Raw genomic sequence first — 19,938 nt, 5'->3', positions numbered from 1 at the left:
TTGCCTTTGGTGTTAAGTTTGATTACGGAGCTATGGCCTGTTGGGAGTCTGTTGGCCGAGAGCTGACTTGGCCACAGCCCAGTCGAGAGAACTGAGCAGGTAATGAGCAGGTAATATAGAGCTTGGCTTGCTTGCCTGGCAACCTCAGAGCAGGAGAATACGGCAGACTCCGTTCCAGGTTTTCCCCATGTCCTCTATCCGATTCCAGCCGTTGCGGGTGGCTTTCACCTGTGCGGATCCCAGTCAAGTGCAAATGCCCGTTGCCGATTTGCTGGCGGCCTTGCCGGCCTCACCGCTTCTGACCTACACAGACCCGGAAGCAGCGGACTTGCGGGTAGAGCTGTTGCCCGATGCCACTTATCACTTTTACCGGCGGGGGGAAGAGGTGGCTCTGGCGGCCTTCCGGATCCCGGTGAAGAAGCTACTGGCCCTGCCTCGCAAGCTGGTGCGGCTGTTGGAGCACGTGGCTGCTTTTGGTAATCTTTTGAACCTGCAACCTGCCAGCGATGCGCTGAGCAGCATCTTGGAAGTGGAATTTCTCCAACTGGAAACCCCGGCCAGCAGCTCTGCCCCTGCCGAAGTGAGCCCCCTGCCGCGGGATCCCCAAGGGAAAGTGCAAATCCAAGCAGGCCGCAACCTGGCCATTGCCTTGAGAAACAGAGCCCCCACTCCAGTGCATGTTTATGTCACCGTCTTTGACGAGCGGCGGTACAGCGTGGATTTGGTTTACCCCTATCAACCAGATCTGCCTGCCCGTTTACGCCCCAACGAGAGCCTGCTGATTGGCTCTGGCCCCCGCTACCTGCTGCAGATGCAGCTGCCAGAAGGAACAGACGTAGCGGTGGATCGCTTCAAAATCTGGGTCAGCGGCACCAGCATGCAGCCAGGCATTATGGTGATGCCTCCCCTGGGGCAACGGCTGGAGCCCCCCTCCGAGGATCCCTACGGGGCCGGATCCCGTCTAGATCGAGAGGTAAGGCTGGCCGTTCTGGGCAAGGCAGGCAGCACTCCCATGCCGGCTTTTGCCGAGGATCCCTGGTGGTGTATGGAGCAAGCCGTCAAGATTGTGGCCTGAGCCGATGCTCTTGGGGACTTTTTCAGACTTTCAGAGATGGCTTTTCAGGATCCCATCAAAGGTAGACTCAACCTCATCGACGCCAATCACTGACAGGTGATAGAGGGAAGATAGACTACTTTTTGTATCTTGACTAACATCAGTTAAAACTATGAAAGCTTGGCTTTCCTGAAGACCGAGTTCATCAGCGATTCTGGAGTATTTTTGTATTTTATCTTGGTACCCACCTGTCCTCGATTCCACCCAGTAGAATTTATCATTGATATGGAAGAAAAGATCCATCTCAAAATCGGCTCTATTCGATAAAGTAACTTGGGCATTCGCGACGTAAGAGAAACTGATCTTTTTGGTGTGAGCCGCAACAAGGCGGATCAGCGTGCCCCTAACATATCTTTCCAGCCAGTTCCCTGCCAGAAAATTCAGCGCCTGAGGCGACCTACTGGGTCTCGCTACCAAAAGGCATCTGGGCGCCTTAGAGTATCTGTACTCTTCCAAAAATGCGATGTCGTGTAACTCCTTAGCAACTTGGCAAGTTGAACTGACTACTTGTGGAGGTTCGTCTCTAAGGTTTAGGGAGAAAGAACTGCCGCTCTTCATGTTTGATTTAACCATTCCATAAAATCTCTTGATAAAAGAGTATCGGCTGCCCATAAAGGCGGCTATTTGATCTAGCTTTTCCTCTTTTTCTTCCGCAGCTATGCTTTTTATCTTTATGTTTTTTGAGTTTAAGAACGACTCTATCTTTGATATATCAACAGTAGCTGTCCCATCCTTGTCTCTTAGTACTTCGTCTGGTGTCTCAGGATCTGGTGCTTTACCAATGACCTGAGTAACCTGCTCATTCTGGGAGTCCTGATTTGCAGTTGGGCATATCTCGGATCCATGAGAACTTTGAATAGTAACCCGTAGTTGCCGATAAATATCTTTGGCCTCTTCCACTAGATTTTCCAGAATGGCTAGCTGATTGTTCAGTTGCTGGCCATGTTCGGCCAACTTTACAGATATAGCTTGTAGAAAGTCTCTGCCCCAGTCCTGTAGCAAGCTTTGCTGGCTGTCAGCAAGGCGAAATTTAAACTCTTCAAGGGTAGCTTGGACGGCCTGTAACTTTTCCTGTAACTTTTGAGAAATCTTGTCTACCAATCCTTCGCTCAACTTGATGAGTGCTTTGTCCGGGTTGTTGAGTTCTTGGCTGCGTTGGCTTAGCTGCGAAGATATATCTCTGATAATCTCTCGTTTCCAGATTTCCAGTTTAGGACTGGCCCCATACTGGCGAGCAACGTAAATGCCTACCGAGAAACCAACAGCTGCCCCAATCAATAAAACCAAAACTAAGTCCATGAGATACTCCTGTCCTCTGCTGCTGTTACTTTTCTTTCCAGTTAACTGGATTACCTGCTTGCCTCAACATGCTAGGAGGAGATAGGTGAATTTTCAAGCAGATGGGGACCTGCCTCTGACCGAAGCTGGGCGCCGACAAGGGATCCCAACCAGCTTTGTTGGAGCGCTTTCTGGGCGGGAGTGAGCTCAGGCAAGGCCTCCAACGTGTAGACATCGGGCCGAGGGGGATCCAACGGGATCCAGAAATGTTTCAACTGATCGGCTTGAAAAACGCTCAAACAAATGATCTGGTGGGGCTGATAGGCTGTCAAGCGTTCTGTCAGGTTGGCGGCGCTCACCCTGAACCCATCCAGGGCCACCAGCTCATCGCCGGCCCAGATGCCCGCTTTTTGCGCCGGGGATCCCATCTCTACTGCGCTGATGCGATTGCCCTCGCCGTTGAAATTGAGGCCCAGGTATGGGATGGGGTTGGGGCGGCTGAAGTGGGCTTTAAGGGTGAGGCCAAAGGGGTGTAGGTAAGTGTTGTAGTCTAGCTCTTCCGTACCTTCCACATAGGCTGCGAAAAACCGGCCAAGATCGGCACCGGCTGCCCGCTCAAACGCCTCCCGCAAGTCTTGGTCGCTGTAGCCCTTCTCTGACCGACCAAAGCGCTGCCACAGATCCTGCAAAGCCGTATCCAGGGATCCCTGACCGCCGGAAAGGTGACGGATGTGCAGATCCAGCAGCCAACAGACCAAAGCCCCTTTTAAGTAATAAGAAACCTGGCTGTTGAGGGTGTTTTCGTGGGGGCGGTAGAGTTTGATCCAGGTATCGAAGCTGGACTCCCGCAGCGATTGCACGGCCCGGCCCGGAGTACGCTGCAAGCGGCCAATCTGTTCGGAAAGAATCTTCAAGAAATCGCCGGCACTGAGGATCCCTGCCCTCAATAAGATGACGTTTTCGTAATAGCTGGTCGCCCCCTCACAAAACCACAGACATTCCAGATAATTTTCCTGGTTGTAGTCGATCTTTTCCAATGCCAGCGGACGCAGACGCTTGACATTCCAGGCATGAAACAACTCGTGGGCCAGCAAAGACAAAAAGCGCCGATAGGACTCCGGCTGATGCAGCTCTAGCCCAGAGTAAAGAAGGGTGGTGCTGTACTTGTGCTCAAGGCCACCAAATCCTCCCGGCGACAAATGCACAATGAACCAGTAGCGGTCGTAGGGTAGCCCACCGAAAAACGCGGCTGTGGTTTTGACAATCGCCTTAGCATCAGCGACAGCCCGCTCCACATCCAGAGTGCCCGCCCCCCAAACCACAAAGTAATGGGGGATCCCTTCCACCTCAAACGATTGCATCCGATGCAGGCCCACCTCCACCGGGCTATCCACCAGCTCGTCGTAGTCTTCCGCCACAAAAGACTGGCCGGAAGTGGGATCCTCAGAAGGAGAGGTCAAGGGCCGCAAACTGGTGGCGATGTGCCAATCCGGCTTGGGGGGGATCACCGTCAAGGTGTAAGGTTCCCGCTCGCGACCGGGCACGTAGAGAAACAGCGCTGCCCCGTTGAAATAGGCGTGGGTCAAATCCAGATGGTTTGTGCGCACCGTCAGCTCATAGGCATAGACCCGGTAGCACACCTTCACGGCAGAACAGCCCGGCGGATCGATCTGCCAGGTGTTCTTGTCCACCTTCCGCCAGGCCAAAGGGATCCCTTGCTCAGTTGCCGCCTGAAACTCCTGCACGTGACGGGCATATTCCCGCACCAGGTAGGATCCCGGCGTCCACACCGGCAGTCGCAGCCGCAAAGGCACCTCTGGATCCACCTCTTGGATCTGCAGTTCCACCTCCAGCAGGTGATTGGCCGGATCCGGCATCCGCACTGTGAAATGCTGGCGGCTCAGTTGAGAAGGTGCAGCAACGATAACCTCTGGGATCCCCATAGATAGATAGATAGATAGAATGTTCCAACCCACTCCACTCTCTACCGCCAAGGGCCGACGCAACCCCCAGCGACAATGGCTCTTATCCTAACCCCTGCTTTCGGTTGGGGATCCCTTTCTGGGGCAAAAACGAGACTCAAAAATGTAGCACGTGCTACAAAGATGCCTGGGCAGAACCTTCTACTTTAGGGTAAATCTTGGTATCATCATCGATTCTGAAGTCAAGGGGTTGCAACCTAGCCTAATGCTTCTAGATTGATCTTAATAGGTTGATCTTAGGTATAAACTGACCTTAAAAGGTTGATGAGTATGGCGGTGGCCGTAGCGGAAAAATCTCTGATCACAGCCTTCAAGCAATTGGGAGGCCCTCACCATCCTCCGGTTATCGAAACGTTTGAGCGCGGGAAGACCATTTTTTTTCCAGGGGATCCGGCGGAGCGGGTTTACTTTTTGGTGAAGGGAGCCGTTAAGCTCTCGCGGGTCTACGAAATGGGGGAGGAAATCACCGTCGCCCTCCTACGCGAAAACAGCATCTTCGGCGTGCTCTCCTTTATCACGGGACAGCGCTCCGACCGCTTTTATCACTCGGTGGCTTTTACACCTACCGAGTTACTCTCTCTGCCGATCGAGCAGGTGGAAAAATCCTTGCAGGAGAACGCCGAACTGGCCATGTTGCTGGTTAAAAGCCTGTCGTCTCGTATCTTGCAAACGGAGATGATGATCGAGACGCTGGCTCATCGCGACATGGGATCCCGTCTGGTCAGCTTTTTGTTGATTCTCTGTCGCGATTTCGGGGTGCCTGGCCCAGATGGGGTCACCATCGATCTCAAGCTGTCTCACCAGGCCATTGCCGAGGCCATTGGCTCAACCCGCGTCACCATCACCCGCCTGTTGGGAGAGCTGCGCAAGAAGAAGTACATCTCCATTCACAAGAAGAAGATCACCGTACACGACCCGATGCAGCTGAGCCATCGCTTTGCCTAGAAGGAAGAGGAGAACACCTCCTGAGTAGCACCTTGCCCAGGCAAACCCCGCTCGATGGTTGGTTGAAGCTCTGGCCGGCCTATGTTCAATCTACTGCTGCAGCCTTGAAGAATCTCTATACCTAAAGGACAGACTTAAAGTTTTCTGGAAGCTGACCGGATCGCGGGCAAGAATCCACTAGTCTATGGGGGGATCTGGCTTTGGCCAGAGCTATCTAGCCAATTGCTGAGGTGTAACTGTGGAAACAGCCATCGAGTGGATTACCGCCCATGAGATCCTCGACTCGCGAGGGCGTCCCACCCTAGAAGCCCTGGTGGGTCTAGCCAATGGGGCAACGGGCTTGGCGCAGGTTCCCAGCGGTGCTTCGACCGGCACCTTCGAGGCCCACGAGCTGCGGGACGGGGATCCCAAACGCTACGGCGGTAAGGGTGTGCTGAGGGCGGTGGAAAACATCCTTGGCCCCATCCAGTCGGAGCTGCAGGGAGAAGATGCCCTCAACCAAGCCCGTATTGACCAGTTGCTGATCGACCTGGACGGCACCCCCAACAAGTCCCGCCTGGGGGCCAACGCTATTTTGGCAGTTTCTCTGGCGACAGCCAAAGCGGCTGCGGAAGCAGTGGGCTTGCCTCTTTACAAATACCTGGGGGGGCCCTTTGCCAACCTGCTGCCGGTGCCGCTGATGAACGTGCTCAACGGCGGCGCCCACGCCGACAACAACGTCGATATTCAAGAATTTATGCTTGTGCCCATTGGAGCGGCCAGCTTTCGCGAGGCGCTGCGCTACGGGGCTGAGGTGTTTGCGGTACTAAAACAAGTGCTGCAGCAGAAGGGGCTGTCCACCGGTGTGGGGGATGAAGGGGGGTTTGCTCCTGATCTCGACTCCAATGCGGCGGCTTTGGATCTGCTGATGACGGCTATTGAACAGGCAGGCTACAAACCGGGAGCAGATATCGCCTTGGCCTTGGATGTGGCCGCCAACGAGCTGCTGCAGGATGGGCAATATCACTTTGAGGGCAAAGCCCACAGCGCGGCTGATATGGTGGCTTACTACCAGCAACTGCTGGCCAACTATCCCATCCTTTCCATTGAAGATGGGCTAGCGGAAGAAGACTGGGCCGGTTGGCAAGCCATGACCGCTCAACTGGGATCCCGAGTGCAACTGGTGGGAGATGACCTGTTTGTAACCAACCTGACCCGCCTGCAAAAGGGTATCGACAGCGCCGCCGCCAACGCCATTTTGATCAAGCCCAACCAAATCGGCACCCTGACGGAGACCGTCTCGGCCATCCAATTGGCAGTTCAAGCCGGCTTTCGCACCATCATCAGCCACCGCTCTGGCGAGACGGAAGACACCACCATCGCCGATCTGGCGGTGGCCACCCGTGCCGGGCAGATCAAAACCGGATCCCTCTGCCGCAGCGAGCGCATTGCCAAGTACAACCAACTGCTGCGCATCGAAGACGAGCTGGGGGAAGCGGCAGTTTATGCCGGTCGGGTGGGCCTGGGTCCTAGAGCTCGCTAACTTCCCGTTCCGTCCCAGGGGATCCCTAGCACCTGCACCAAAAAGGCCCAGCGGTCGGCAGCTTCCTCAATCAGCTTGCTGGTGGGCTTGCCGGCCCCGTGCCCTGCCTTGGTGTCGATGCGGATGAGGATGGGCTGGGATCCCCCCTGGGCTGCCTGCAGGGCAGCGGCAAACTTGAAGCTGTGGGCGGGCACCACCCGGTCGTCGTGATCTGCGGTGGTGATCAGGGTGGCGGGATAGGCAGTGCCGGGCTTGAGGTTGTGCAGAGGGGAATAGGCGTAGAGGGCCTTGAATTCCTCCGGGTTCTCCGGGGATCCGTACTCGGAGATCCAGGCCCAGCCGATGGTGAACTTATGAAAGCGCAGCATGTCGAACACCCCCACTGCCGGCAGGGCCGCTGCAAACAGCTCCGGCCTCTGAACCAGGCAGGCCCCCACTAAGAGGCCGCCGTTGCTGCCGCCGGAGATGGCCAACTTGGCGGGGTTGGTGTAGCCATGGGCTATCAGCCACTCGGCAGCGGCAATAAAGTCGTCGAACACCTTTTGCTTGTTGAGCTTGGTGCCCGCCTGGTGCCACTCTTCTCCGTACTCGCCGCCGCCGCGCAAATTGGGCTGGGCGTAAACCCCTCCCATTTCCAGCCAGGCCACCAGACCCACTGAAAAGCTGGGGGTAAGAGAGATGCCAAAGCCGCCGTAGCCATACAGCAGGGTGGGGTGATCCCCTGTCCGAGTCAGGCCACGGCGGTGGACGAGAAACATGGGGATGCGGGTGCCGTCTTTGCTGGTGTAAGACACCTGCTGCACCTCGTAGGCCTGGGGATTGAAATCCACCTGGGGCTGACGGAACAGGGTGCTGGTGCCGCTGGTGAAATCGTAGCGGTAGATGGTGGGCGGGGTAGTGAAGCTGGTAAAGGTGTAGAAGGTCTCGGTGTCGTAGCGCTTGCCGCCAAAGCCGCTGGCAGATCCCAGCCCGGGCAGCGGGATTTCTCCTAGGTAGCTGCCGTCTAAAGCAAAGGTCTTGATCTGGGTGTGGGCGTCTTTGAGGTAGAAGGCCACAAACTGATTGTTGATCAAGCTAACCCCCTGCAGGGTCTCCTCCGCCTCAGGGATCACCTCCTGCACCTGGTCGGGCTGCTGCAAGTCAATCGCCACCAGTCGCCGCCGAGGAGCTTGGCAGTCCGTCAACAGCCAAAAGCGGGATCCGTCGTTGCCCACGAAGCTGTATTCGGCCTCAAACTCGCGGATGAGCTCTACTACAGGAGACTGGGGATCCCGCAAGTCTTTGTAGAAGATGAGGTTTTTGGGATCCGTGCCCCGCCAGACGGAGATGATGAGGTAATTCCCATCTTCAGTAACCCCGCCGGCAAAGCCCCACTCTTTTTGGTCGGGGCGGTGATAGACCAAGACATCTTCTGACTGGGAGGTGCCCAGGCGGTGGTAGTAGAGCTTCTGGAAGTAGTTGGCGCTTTCGTATTCGCTGCCGGGGGCCGGTTCGTCGTAGCGGCTGTAGAAAAATCCTTGTCCATCCAGCGTCCAGCTTACTCCCGAGAACTTAATCCAGCGCAGGTGATCCGGCAAATCCTCGCCGGTCTCGATGTCCCGCACCTTCCACTCTTGCCAATCGGAGCCGGAGCAGGAGAGGCCATAGGCTAGATACCGTCCAGCGTGCTCCGCACCGCTGTCGCGAGCGCGGCTGATGGCAATGCCCGCTAGAGCCACCGTGCCGTCTTCCGAGAAGGTGTTGGGATCCAGCAAAACCCGCGCCTGGCCCTCTAGACTTTCTTGGGTGTAGAGAACGCTCTGGTTTTGCAGGCCGTCGTTTTTGAAGTAGAAGTAGCGGCCCCCTTCTTTGAAGGGCTGGCTGTATTTTTCATAGTTCCAGAGCTGGGTCAGGCGTTCTCGGATCCGCTGCCGGGCTGGGATCTGCTGCAAGTAGTTAAAGGTAAGGTGGTTTTGCGCCTCAATCCAGGCCCGCGTCTGCTCGGAATCCAGATCCTCCAGCCAGCGGTAGGGATCCGGCACCGGCTGCCCGTGGTAGATGTCCACAACAGTGGGATCGGGATAGCTGGGCGGGTAGTTGAGCATGAGACCTAAGCGCTAGAGCATGACTCTAGTCAATAATAAGCTCAACTATACTGAAAATAATGTATAATATGTTCAGTACGGATTACTACCAGTTGATCTTTCTGTTTACTTTCGAGTCTGCCAACATGGTAGCCAAAGCAAAGCAGAAAATTGGTAGTAAGACGACACGGAAACTGCGCTTTGGGTATTCTACTCAAAGCTTTGCGGGATACCGCCATTCTGTTTGGACTCCGTCCCGCTAACGCGAATGGAAACAAACAGAATGCTATCGCTGCATAGTTGAACAGTGATGTTCAGCAGTGTTCAGCGTAAATGTATCAGACCCATTCCACTATGGCAGAGGAGAAGCCAAAAACCCACTCTCCGGCTTTTGCCAGGCATGCTCGCTATAGTGGAAGCCGAGTTGCGGGATAGATTCTGTGTTGCAGGCTTCTCCTTTCTTCCAGGCCGGGCGGATGGGCGCCTATCCCCTGGGCTCAGGCTGCTATCACTTCTCGGTGTGGGCGCCCTTGGTTGAGCAGGTGGAGCTGAAGCTGCTCAGCCCTGTCCAACGTTGCTTTACTCTAGTGCGGGATGAGCAGGGCTATTGGCAGGGGGAGGTGGACGGGATCCCACCTGGGCCAGTGGACTACCTCTACCGCCTGCACACCTCAGCAGGGGTAGTGGAGCGGCCGGATCCCGCTTCCCGCTGCCAGCCCTACGGCGTCCACGGCCCTTCGCGGGTGGTGGATCCCCACTTCGACTGGCAGGATCAGGGGTGGAAGGGGATCCCGCTGCCCCAGTGGATCCTCTACGAGCTGCATGTAGGCACCTTTACCCTCGAGGGCACCTTTGCCGCCCTGATCCCTCGCCTGCCGGAATTGGTAGAGTTGGGGGTGAATGTGCTGGAGCTGATGCCGGTGGCCCAATGCCCGGGGGGACGCAACTGGGGCTACGACGGTGTTTATCCCTACGCGGTGCAGACCGCCTATGGGGGAGCTGAAGATCTGAAAGCCCTGGTGAACGCCTGCCACCAACTGGGCTTGGCCGTCATCTTGGATGTGGTCTACAACCACCTGGGGCCGGAGGGGAACTACCTGCGGGATTTTGGCCCCTACTTCACCGACAAGTACCACACCCCTTGGGGGGATGCCCTCAACTTCGACGACCGCTATTCTGACGGCGTGCGAGAGTTTTTCCTACAAAACGCCGAGTACTGGCTGGAGGAGTTTCATCTCGATGGGCTGCGGCTGGACGCGGTGCATGCCATCTACGACTTCAGCGCCTACCCCTTCTTGCAGGAATTGGCAGAGCAGGTGGATGCCCTAGAAGCTCGCACTGGCCGGCCCAGGGTTCTCATTGCCGAAAGCGACCTCAACGATGTCCGCCTCATCACCCCCCGAGAGCAAGGGGGCTACGGGCTAGATGCCCAGTGGTGCGATGACTTCCACCACTCACTTCACACCCTGCTTACCGGGGAAAAGACAGGCTACTACCAGGACTTTGGCGAATTGGAGCACCTGGCCAAGGCTTACCGGGAGAGCTACGTTTATTCTGGCCAGTACTCCTGCTACCGCGCCAGGCGTCACGGCAACTCCGCTGTTGGGCGACCGGGATCCCAATTTGTTGTCTGCATTCAAAACCACGACCAGGTGGGCAACCGCAGGCTGGGAGAGCGCCTTAGCCAGCTCACCTCTTTCGAGGGCCTCAAATTGGCTGCCGCTGCCCTGCTGCTAGCTCCCATGCTGCCGCTGCTATTTATGGGGGAAGAGTATGGGGAAGTGGCGCCATTTCTGTATTTTGTCAGCCACGGGGATCCCGACCTGGTGGAAGCGGTGCGCCAAGGACGCCGCCGCGAGTTCAGCGCCTTTGCCTGGCAGGGAGAGCCGCCGGATCCCCAAGCTGAAGAGACTTTCTTGCGCTCCAAGCTGAATTGGGAGTTGAAAAAGGCCGGTCACCACCAGGTTCTCTGGAAGTGGTACCAGGCCCTGATCCGGCTGCGCAAAACCCAACCGGCTCTCCAGCACTTGGAGCGGGATGGAGTGGAAGTGGAGCTGTTTTCGGGCGCTGGCCTTGCCCTGCACCGCCGCCACGGATCCCAGGCTTTGCTTGCCCTTTTCAACTTCAGCCCCGATCAGCCAGTCACCTATACCCAATGGCCCAGCGGCACCTGGGAAAAACTTTTGGACAGCCATGAGACCCAGTGGTTGGGCAAGGGATCCTCTCTGCCCGCCGGAAGCCAAGGAGATCTTGTGGAGGTACCGCCCTATGGGGTGGCGGTGTACGGTCAGAACCCCTAAAAGAGGTAATCCCGGCCGCAGCCGTAGCGCCAAGCCTCGCGGCGCCGTCTCCAGAAGTAGTCCTGGGGGTTGGTTTCCGGCTCCGGGCGATCTGTTAGCCTTTGCAGCAGCTCGTAGAGGCCAAGGGCGCCAAAGTGGCCCGCCCATGCCACCAGCTCCGGCAACCCCAACCGAGGCAAAAGTCTGGCTACCAAGCTGGGATCCCGACGCGTCACCCCCCACAGGGCCTGGGCCAAGCCGCCGAACTGCACTACATCCTGCAAAAAGGGCTTCACCACCTGGGGGCCGGCGGCAACCATGGCCGCAAACACCCTGCTCAACAGGCGGTTAATGCTATTGGGATCCCAACTTTTGTTCTGCAGAGGGGGAATCATGGCCTTCTGAAATAGCCAGGTCACGGCCAAGTTGGGCTGGTAGGGTTGCAGCAGGGCTAGGGCTGCCTGGTTCAACTGCCGTTGCGCCAGGGCCTCGTGGATTCCTTGTTGCAGGCGATCCAGGTGGCGCAACATGGCGCCAAAGCCGCCAAAGCTTAGAGGCGACTGGCTGCCACTGCTGTCCCCCACTGCCAACAGGCGATCCCAGGGCAGTTGCAGAGGGCTGCAGCGGTAGGCGGGGAAAACGCCACATAGCTTGCGCACCCAGCGGATCTGGGCCAGCTCCACCCCCTGGTAGGCTGGCAGCAGCCGGCAGTAATCCCGCCAGAGCTGCTCTAGACTAGGCCGCTCCGGATCTCGGTCGCAGTAGGTGAACAGATAGGTGGTGCGCCCATCGCGGGCGGGGAAGGCTTCCCAAAAGGGCTGGTAGCCGTTCTGGGCTGGGGTAAAGCTGTAGAAGAGATCTCCCGTGGGTTGGTCGGGCAGCCCCTGGGCACAGGATCCCACCACCAGACACACGCTATCCGGCGGCTGTCCTCGGCGAGCCTGGGCCACGAGGGGGGAGCGATGCCCCATAGCATCCACCAGCAACTGGGCAGTGAGGGATCCCGTGTTGGTTTGGATGCCGATCCCATCCGGGTGAACAGCAGCACCCAAAAAGCAAGTATTTTCCCGCAATTGGCCACCCCATTCCAAAAAGTGGGCTTTGCAGTGCTCCAGCAATCCAGCGGGATCCACCCCCACATTCAGCACCCCTTCCACCCACCAACTGGGGCCATCCCCAAAGCCAATACGCCCGCCAGGATAATGGGTCACCTGCACCTTCTCCCATTCCCTTGGGGTGAGCAGTTCCAGCTCCAGCAACACCTGCAATTCCTGCCGGGAGGTGTTCCACTCCTGCTCCCGACCCCGCAGGATCCCTCGCTCCAGCAGGATCACCCGCCAGCCCCGCTTGGCCAAAGCCGCCCCCAGAAGGATCCCCAAGGTGCCGCCGGCAATCACCACATCGGCATCCCAGGATTGGCTGCCCAAACGAGCGGAAGAAGGGTGAACCACTGCCGGGGGCAGTTCCGCCTGCGGCTGCCGCAGGGATCCCCACCAGGCATCCGAGGCGGGCAAGGCTTCCGGCGGGGGGACAACTTCAGCCATCGGCAGGAGCATGACTCTAGTCAATAATAAGCTCAACTATACTGAAAATAATGTATAATATGTTCAGTACGGATTACTACCAGTTGATCTTTCTGTTTACTTTCGAGTCTGCCAACATGGTAGCCAAAGCAAAGCAGAAAATTGGTAGTAGGACGACACGGAAACTGCGCTTTGGGTATTCTACTCAAAGCTTTGCGGGATACCGCCATTCTGTTTGGACTCCGTCCCGCTAACGCGAATGGAAACAAACAGAATGCTATCGCTGCATAGTTGAACAGTGATGTTCAGCAGTGTTCAGCGTAAATGTATCAGGAACCCACAAGACCATCCTCTTCACCCTAAATCAAGCCCCGACTTTTGAGGCGACGGTGGAGCAAAAGCAGCGTATCCACCTCGCCGACATTGCCCGGAAACAACACCACCGGCAGGTTGGGAAAGCGGGGATGATCGGACGGGGTGATCACCATCGAGATCCCAGGGTAGACTTGCCCCAGCAGACGCACCGCCGGCAAGTTGAGGCCAACGCTGAGGGTGTCGTTGGAGGTGATGCCGCCCTTGCTGATGAGATAGCCGATCCCTTCTGGCAGCCCCTGCACCACACCCATCAACAACCGGGAAACCTTCTGCCCAAAAGCTAGGCGCATTTCTACGGCGTCCTTTTCGAACGTCAGTTCCTCTCGGCTGGTGTAGACCACCGGCGCCAGACCCTGCTCATAGGCGCTGTGAACTTGGGCCAGGATCCCAGGCAGCAGCTCCGCGTCGGGATCCAATAGTCGCCTCACCTCCACCTCGATGCCTTGGGTTTCAGGCTCCTGCAGAAGGCGGGCCAACTGCTGGCTGGACTTTTGCACGTGGGATCCCACGATCACCACCCCCGGTTGAGAGGAGCGAACAAACTGCCCCATCTGTTCCGGGGGAACGGGTTGTGGCGGCAACTGGGCCAGAGCCGTCAGGAGGCTGGCGGCACTGCGAAACAAAAAGCGCTTCCCCTGCTCTATAGCCGCCCAAACATCCTGGGCAAACCGATCCAGATCCGCCTGGGTTTCTCCATCCACCACACAGCAGACATTCCCCTCCAGACTCAAAAGCCGCTCCAGACAGCCGGCGCGAATCTGCTCTAGGGTCAATCGCTCCACCTGCTCAGCCCGGATCCGCCCCTGGGTTTTCTCCTGCACATAGTCCGGCAAATAGCTGTGGTGGTAGCCAAACACCGCATCCCGAGCAAACTCCGTCTCATGCACCGGCACCCAGCGCTCCCCCACCCGTAGGTAGTGGACACTGTTGCGGGTGATGCGCCCCCCTTCAAAAAAGGCCGGCACCAGAAAATGGGCATCAAAAGGCCCCAGCTCTGCTGCCATCACATCCGTTTCCAGGGGGTAATGCCCCCGCAGCGTCGAGTCGGAGCGGCTGACGAAAATAGCCTGCTCACATCCCAGCTCCGCCATCACCTCCTTCAACGCCCCACATACCGACCGCGTCACCTCCGCTGCCTTCGCCGGGGGCAAAGCCCGAGTATTGGTGAGGATGAAGCGAATCGGCGAGCTATCCTGCAACCCCAGCTTCAAGGTCTCCGGATCCCAGCGGGTGAGGAGCAGGCAACTGTGAACGGTTTGGGATCCGGTGGGATCATCGTCCAACACAACGATAGGGGGGAGAGCCATGAGACCGTCTCAATGACAAAGCAACCCGAGAACTCCAGACAGACGAATCCCCCTCAGAGGGCAACCGCTATTTTCATCTTCCCCCAAGTTGGCCATCTTCCCTGCCCCTATTCCAGGCGAAGTTTGCCATGATTGAGATCAACTGGCTCTGTTGAATCCAAAACGACTGCAGACATTTCCCCCCTGCCCACATTCATGGGAGAAAGCCATGGGGCAAGCCGAGCTGCAACTTCACATCAAACGGGTACAGCAGGACGTGCTGCGCATGGGGGCGCTGGTGGAAAAGTCGGTGGTCTTGGCCCAGCAGGCCCTGTTTGAACAGAACTTGGCCGCCGCCGAACAGGTGATCGCCCAAGACAAGCAAATTGACCGTTTTTATCGTCAAATCGAGAAAGACTGTATTAATTTGATTGCCTTGCGCTCCCCGGTGGCGCGGGATCTGCGCTGGATCAGTACCCTGATGCAACTGGTGCGGGATCTGGAGCGGATTGGCGACTACGCCAAAGATTTGGCCGAAGTGGCCCTGCGCTTGGTCATGTACCCGCCGCCGCCGGAGCTGGGTCGTATTCAGGTGATGATGCAGCGTTGCCAGAAAATGCTCAGCCACAGCCTGGTGGCCCTGACGGAATTGGATGCTGACCTGGGCCGACAACTGAAGCGGGAAGACGACGCCGTTGATGAAGATTACACTAACCTTTACAATACGTTGGCGCAGCAGTCTGACATTCGCGGATCGGTCGAGCCTATTCTATTGATGTTGCTGGCGATCCGTTACCTGGAGCGTCTGGCCGACCACAGCACCAACATCGGTCAGCGGGTAGCTTTTATCGTCACCGGCCAGCGTGACTAACGCCAACGGGTTGGGTCTTGCGATGTCTTAACCCCTCTTCTTCTCTTCTCTTTTGCCAATACCCAAAATGGACTTCTCTCGAATTTTTCAGCATTTTCTCTCTCAGCCTCCCGAGCAATTGACCGACAAAGATACTCTTCTTGCCCTCTTGCAGTCCCCCGACCCAGAAGCGCCGGAAATGCTGGAGATTGCCCTAGATGGCCTGGTGCGGGCCGGGTTTCTGGAACGACTAGGGGATCCACCCCGTTATCGGCGCAAGCCGGACGAATCTTTGGTGGTGGGGCGTTTGCGCTGTTCCAGCAAAGGCTTCTGCTTCGCCATTCGGGACGAGCCGGGGGTGGAGGATGTGTACATCCACGGCAGCAACCTCAGCGGCGCCTGGAATGGGGATCAGGTGTTGGCGAGGGTCACCAAAGATGGCAACCGTCGCCGCAGCCCTGAGGGAGAGGTGGTGGCCGTTGTGGAGCGGGCCAATTCTGCCCTGGTGGGTCGCCTCAAACAGACGGAACAGGGTTTTCGGGTGGTGCCCTTGGACGACCGGCTGCTGTTCGAGCTGGCCCTGACGGAGGGATCCCCTGTCGAGCTGGCGGAAGGTCGGGTGGCCTATGTGGAGGTGAATCGCTACCCGCTGGGGGATCTGCCCCCAACCGGAACCATTCGCAAAATTTTGGGCGACGGCCCAGAGGCCTCCATCGATGCAGATTTGGTCTGTTGCAAGTACGACCTACCGCAGGAGTTTCCCGCTCCAGTGTTGGAGGCAGCAGCAGCTCTGCCCAAAAAGCTCAGCCGCTCTGACCAAAAGGGCCGCCGCGATCTGCGCGATTGGTTTTGCATCACTTTGGAGCCTTTGGATCTGCAGCATCCCCACGGCTTGGAACCCAACGTGGCTGTTTCCTTGCAGCGGCAAGAGAATGACCACTGGCTGCTGGGGATCCACATTGCCGACGTGGCCCATTGGTTGGATCCCGACCACCCCTTGGAGCAAGAGGCTCAGCAGCGGACGGCCACCGTCTACCTCGATACGATGGTGCTGCCTCTCTTTCCGCCGGAGGTGCACAACCGCCTGGCTCTGTTGCCACAGCAGGAGCGCTTGGCCTATTCACTGCTAGTGACCCTCGACCCAGAAGGGGTGGTACAAAACTTCGAGATCTACCCCAGCCTGGTGCAATCGCGGGCTCACCTGTCCTATGGTCAGGTGCAGGCTCTTTTGGCCACCACCGCCGACTTGGGCCCCGACGAAGAAGTGCCGGAGTTGATGGCCCTGCTGCAAAACCTGCTGCGCCTCAGCCAGATCCTGCGGGCCAAACGTCACCAAGCGGGGGGATTTGACCTGCCCCTGTTGGATTTGCTCACTCCCCACTCTGCCGATGAAAGCGGCTACGGCCCCCTCTTGATCAGCGATCGCCTCGGCGCCCATGCCCTGATGACGGAAATTCTCCTGCTGGCCAACCAAATCCTGGGCCACCATTTGCGCCAGTTGGGGATCCCTTCTTTGGCCCGCGTGCAGCCTGCCCCTGCCGCCGAGGCCCTGCAGAGCTTTTTGCGCCTGGCCAATGCCATGAAGCTGGATCTGAATTTGCAAGATCCCGCTGTCGTAACTCTGGCGGACTGGCAGCGGATTTGTGCCCGCATCACCGCTCCCGATGTGTTGGCCTCTGGCGCGAGCCCGGCCTTGGTGGCGCAGATGCTGGCCACCTTGCCCCCGGTCGAGTATCGTCTCCAGCCTCTGGAAGAGCAACTCGGCCATTTTGGGTTGGGCCTCAAAGAACCCTACGCCACCTTTACGGCCCCCTTGCGCCGCTATGCCGACTTGCTCAATTTGCGTGCTCTGCACCTGGCCCTGAGCAAAGGACGCGAGCGCCGCAGCTCTCGCTCCAAAACCGTGGTGGATCTGCACGGCCCCAGCGGCTACGGCCAAATCGACTGGCAGGTGTTGTCGCCCAAGGTGCAGGAGGAATGGCAGGCGTTTCTCCAGGCGCAACTGCCCAAAATTCAGGAGGGGTACCGGATCCGGCAGCAGGCGGAGCGGGAGCTGATGGGCCTGAAGCGCTCTGAGTTCATGCAAAAGCACCTGGGAGAGGTGTTCCCCGGCCTGATCATCGGCGTCCAGAACTACGGCTTTTTTGTCCAGGTGGATCCCATCTTGGCGGAAGGCTTGGTGCGGGTCAGCACCCTGAAAAACGATTGGTACGAGTACCGCGGCCGTCAGCAGGCGCTGGTGGGACGCAAGAGTCGGCGCCAGTTTCGCCTGGGGGATCGGGTGGAGGTGCAGATTAAGAACGTGGATTACTACCGCCAACAAATTGACCTGGCGGTAATCGGGGAAGGCCGTCCCTACGAAGAAGAAGAATAAGGCGGGGATCCCTCCATGGATCGCAGCTGGAGAGGACGGTTGTTGCGAACTCTGGCTCTGGCAAAATAGGCGATACCTAGATTACCTAGATCAGGAAGATCCTACCGGAGCTTCCGGCACCCAGCTCTACTGCCCCGAAAGAGTCCAGGGTGCTCCCTGTGTCTGTATTGCCTTCCTATACTGAGTAGCAAAGCTCTGCCGAACTCCTATGCAGCCCACCAATCCCAACCAATTTACCGAAAAAGCTTGGAGCGCCATTGTCCAATCCCAAGATGTGGCCCGGCGGCACCAGCAGCAACAGTTAGAAACCGAGCATTTGCTGATCTCCCTTCTGGATCAAGAGGGGGGGCTCACCCAAACCCTCCTGCAACGGGCAGGTATCGATCCGAGGCTGGTGCGGGATAAAGTGGAAAGCTTCATCAACCAGCAGCCCAAGTTGGCGCGGGTGGATCAGCTCTACTTGGGTCGCGGCCTGGAAACCACCCTGGATCGGGCCGAGGAGTTTCGCAAAGAGTACGGCGATGATTTCATCTCGGTGGAGCACTTGTTTTTGGGATCCCTGCAAGATGAGCGGGTGGGCAAGCGGGTCTTGGCACCCCTGGGCCTGACGGTAGAGCGCCTCAAACCGGTCATCAAAGAGGTGCGAGGCAAACAGCGGGTCACCGACAAAAACCCCGAATCCCGCTACGAAGCCCTGGAGCGCTATGGCCGCGATCTCACCCAGGCGGCCCGCGAAGGGAAGCTGGACCCGGTGATCGGGCGAGATGACGAGATCCGCCGCGTCATTCAGGTGCTCTCCCGCCGCACCAAAAACAACCCCGTCCTCATCGGCGAACCCGGCGTGGGGAAAACAGCCATTGTGGAGGGCCTAGCCCAGCGCATCAACCGGGGAGATGTGCCGGAGTCTCTGAAAAACCGGCGAGTCATTGCTCTGGACATGGGCGCTCTCATTGCCGGGGCCAAGTACCGCGGGGAATTTGAAGACCGCCTCAAAGCTGTGCTCAAAGAGGTCACTGAATCCGAAGGCCAGATCATCCTCTTCATCGACGAGTTGCACACCGTTGTCGGCGCCGGGGCCGGCGAAGGGGCCATGGATGCCGGCAACTTGCTCAAACCCATGCTGGCACGGGGCGAATTGCGCTGTATTGGTGCCACCACTTTGGATGAATACCGCAAGCACATCGAAAAAGATGCGGCCCTAGAACGCCGCTTTCAGCCGGTGTACGTGGATCAGCCTTCGGTGGAAGATACCATCTCCATCCTGCGCGGCCTCAAAGAGCGCTACGAGCTGCACCATGGGGTCAAAATCAGCGACTCCGCCTTGGTGGCGGCAGCGGTGCTCTCCAACCGCTACATCTCCGAGCGCTTCCTGCCCGACAAAGCCATCGACCTGGTGGACGAGGCGGCGGCCAAGCTGAAGATGGAGATTACCTCCAAGCCCGTCGAGCTAGACGAGATCGACCGGCGCATCATGCAACTGCAGATGGAGGAGCTCTCCCTGAAAAAAGAAGATGATGCTGCCTCTAGAGATCGCCTCAGCAAAATTGAGCAGGAGCTGGCCAACCTGACGGAGCGACAACGGGAGTTGAATGCTCGCTGGCAATTTGAAAAAGAGGCTATCGAACGCCTGCAAAGCCTTAAAGCCGAGCGGGACGCCGTCAAGCTTCAAATCGAACAGGCTGAACAAAAATATGACCTCAACCGCGCTGCCGAGCTCAAGTACGGCAAGCTGATGGAATTGGAGCGGCAAATCCAAGAGCAGGAGGCTCACCTGGCCAAGCTGCAGACCAACGGCGAGCCGCTGCTGCGGGAGCAAGTGACTCCTGAAGATATCGCTGAGATCGTCTCCCGCTGGACCGGGATCCCAGTCACCAGCCTGATGGAGTCGGAAAAGCAGAAGCTGCTGCGCCTGGAAGCCCATTTGCACCAGCGGGTGGTGGGCCAAGACGAGGCGGTAGCCGCCGTAGCGGCAGCCATTCGGCGCGCCCGGGCCGGCATGAAGGATCCCAATCGCCCCATCGGCTCTTTCCTGTTCATGGGGCCCACTGGCGTGGGGAAAACCGAGCTGGCCCGTGCCTTGGCGGAGTTCCTCTTCGACACTTCCGAGGCGATGGTGCGCATCGACATGTCCGAGTACATGGAGAAGCACTCGGTCTCTCGTCTAATCGGAGCTCCTCCAGGCTACGTGGGCTACGAAGAAGGCGGGCAGCTCTCCGAGGCGGTGCGGCGACGCCCCTACTCGGTGGTGCTGTTTGACGAGGTGGAAAAAGCCCACCCGGATGTCTTCAACATCCTGCTGCAGGTGCTGGACGATGGCCGCATCACCGACTCCCAAGGGCGGACAGTG

Annotated in this window: 12 protein-coding genes; 7 read left to right on the top strand and 5 right to left on the bottom strand. The window is 57.9% G+C overall.

Going from position 1 to position 19,938, the window contains the following annotated elements; translation table 11 throughout:
- The first annotated feature begins 187 nt into the window (after positions 1-187).
- Positions 188-1,075, top strand: coding sequence for a hypothetical protein (locus tag ACVWYY_RS05085; RefSeq protein WP_457439785.1), 888 nt, complete (start codon positions 188-190; stop codon positions 1,073-1,075).
- 30 nt (positions 1,076-1,105) lie between these two features.
- Here ACVWYY_RS05085 and ACVWYY_RS05080 read toward each other — a convergent pair whose 3' ends face one another.
- Together ACVWYY_RS05080 and ACVWYY_RS05075 are read right to left on the bottom strand one after the other, a co-directional pair.
- Positions 1,106-2,413 (bottom strand): hypothetical protein, encoded by a 1,308-nt coding sequence (locus tag ACVWYY_RS05080; protein ID WP_457403790.1) that lies wholly within the window; start codon positions 2,411-2,413, stop codon positions 1,106-1,108.
- A gap of 71 nt (positions 2,414-2,484) precedes the next feature.
- Complete coding sequence (locus tag ACVWYY_RS05075) at positions 2,485-4,335, bottom strand: M61 family metallopeptidase (RefSeq protein WP_457439783.1); 1,851 nt, start codon at positions 4,333-4,335, stop codon at positions 2,485-2,487.
- 309 nt (positions 4,336-4,644) lie between these two features.
- On the opposite strand from ACVWYY_RS05075, the gene ntcA reads away from it, so the two are divergent.
- Together ntcA and eno are read left to right on the top strand one after the other, a co-directional pair.
- Positions 4,645-5,319, top strand: coding sequence for a global nitrogen regulator NtcA (ntcA, locus tag ACVWYY_RS05070; RefSeq protein WP_457439781.1), 675 nt, complete (start codon positions 4,645-4,647; stop codon positions 5,317-5,319).
- Positions 5,320-5,557: 238 nt separating this feature from the next.
- Positions 5,558-6,841, top strand: coding sequence for a phosphopyruvate hydratase (gene eno / locus ACVWYY_RS05065; RefSeq protein WP_011434092.1), 1,284 nt, complete (start codon positions 5,558-5,560; stop codon positions 6,839-6,841).
- On the opposite strand, the gene ACVWYY_RS05060 is transcribed toward eno, so the two are convergent.
- A complete protein-coding gene (locus ACVWYY_RS05060; RefSeq protein WP_457439779.1) occupies positions 6,838-8,925 on the bottom strand; it encodes a prolyl oligopeptidase family serine peptidase in 2,088 nt (695 codons plus the stop codon). The genes eno and ACVWYY_RS05060 overlap by 4 nt on opposite strands.
- Positions 8,926-9,380: 455 nt before the next feature.
- Between ACVWYY_RS05060 and treZ the strand changes: the two genes are divergently transcribed.
- Positions 9,381-11,204, top strand: a complete 1,824-nt coding sequence (gene treZ / locus ACVWYY_RS05055) for a malto-oligosyltrehalose trehalohydrolase (protein WP_457403798.1) — start codon at positions 9,381-9,383, stop codon at positions 11,202-11,204.
- Here the strand turns inward: treZ and ACVWYY_RS05050 are convergent.
- Together ACVWYY_RS05050 and ACVWYY_RS05045 are read right to left on the bottom strand one after the other, a co-directional pair.
- Entirely contained in the window at positions 11,201-12,727 is a 1,527-nt protein-coding gene (locus ACVWYY_RS05050) for an FAD-binding oxidoreductase (RefSeq protein WP_457403794.1), read from the bottom strand. The genes treZ and ACVWYY_RS05050 overlap by 4 nt on opposite strands.
- A 338-nt stretch (positions 12,728-13,065) precedes the next feature.
- Positions 13,066-14,388: a four-carbon acid sugar kinase family protein gene (locus ACVWYY_RS05045; protein ID WP_457404344.1), complete on the bottom strand. Its 1,323-nt coding sequence runs from the start codon at positions 14,386-14,388 to the stop codon at positions 13,066-13,068.
- A gap of 208 nt (positions 14,389-14,596) precedes the next feature.
- Here ACVWYY_RS05045 and phoU point away from each other — a divergent pair, with 208 nt between their 5' ends.
- The 3 genes from phoU to ACVWYY_RS05030 form a co-directional block, all read left to right on the top strand.
- A complete protein-coding gene (gene phoU / locus ACVWYY_RS05040) occupies positions 14,597-15,238 on the top strand; it encodes a phosphate signaling complex protein PhoU (RefSeq protein ID WP_414357802.1) in 642 nt (213 codons plus the stop codon).
- A 67-nt stretch (positions 15,239-15,305) separates the two neighbouring features.
- Positions 15,306-17,591 (top strand): ribonuclease R family protein, encoded by a 2,286-nt coding sequence (locus ACVWYY_RS05035; protein ID WP_457439777.1) that lies wholly within the window; start codon positions 15,306-15,308, stop codon positions 17,589-17,591.
- 208 nt (positions 17,592-17,799) lie between these two features.
- On the top strand, positions 17,800-19,938 hold a 2,139-nt coding region (locus tag ACVWYY_RS05030; RefSeq protein ID WP_457385074.1), incomplete at its 3' end, for an AAA family ATPase.

The sequence above is a fragment of the Thermostichus sp. MS-CIW-34 genome (assembly GCF_054060435.1).
The sequence above is the reverse complement of the archived record's forward strand: the minus strand, read 5'-3'. Positions and strand labels throughout refer to the sequence as shown.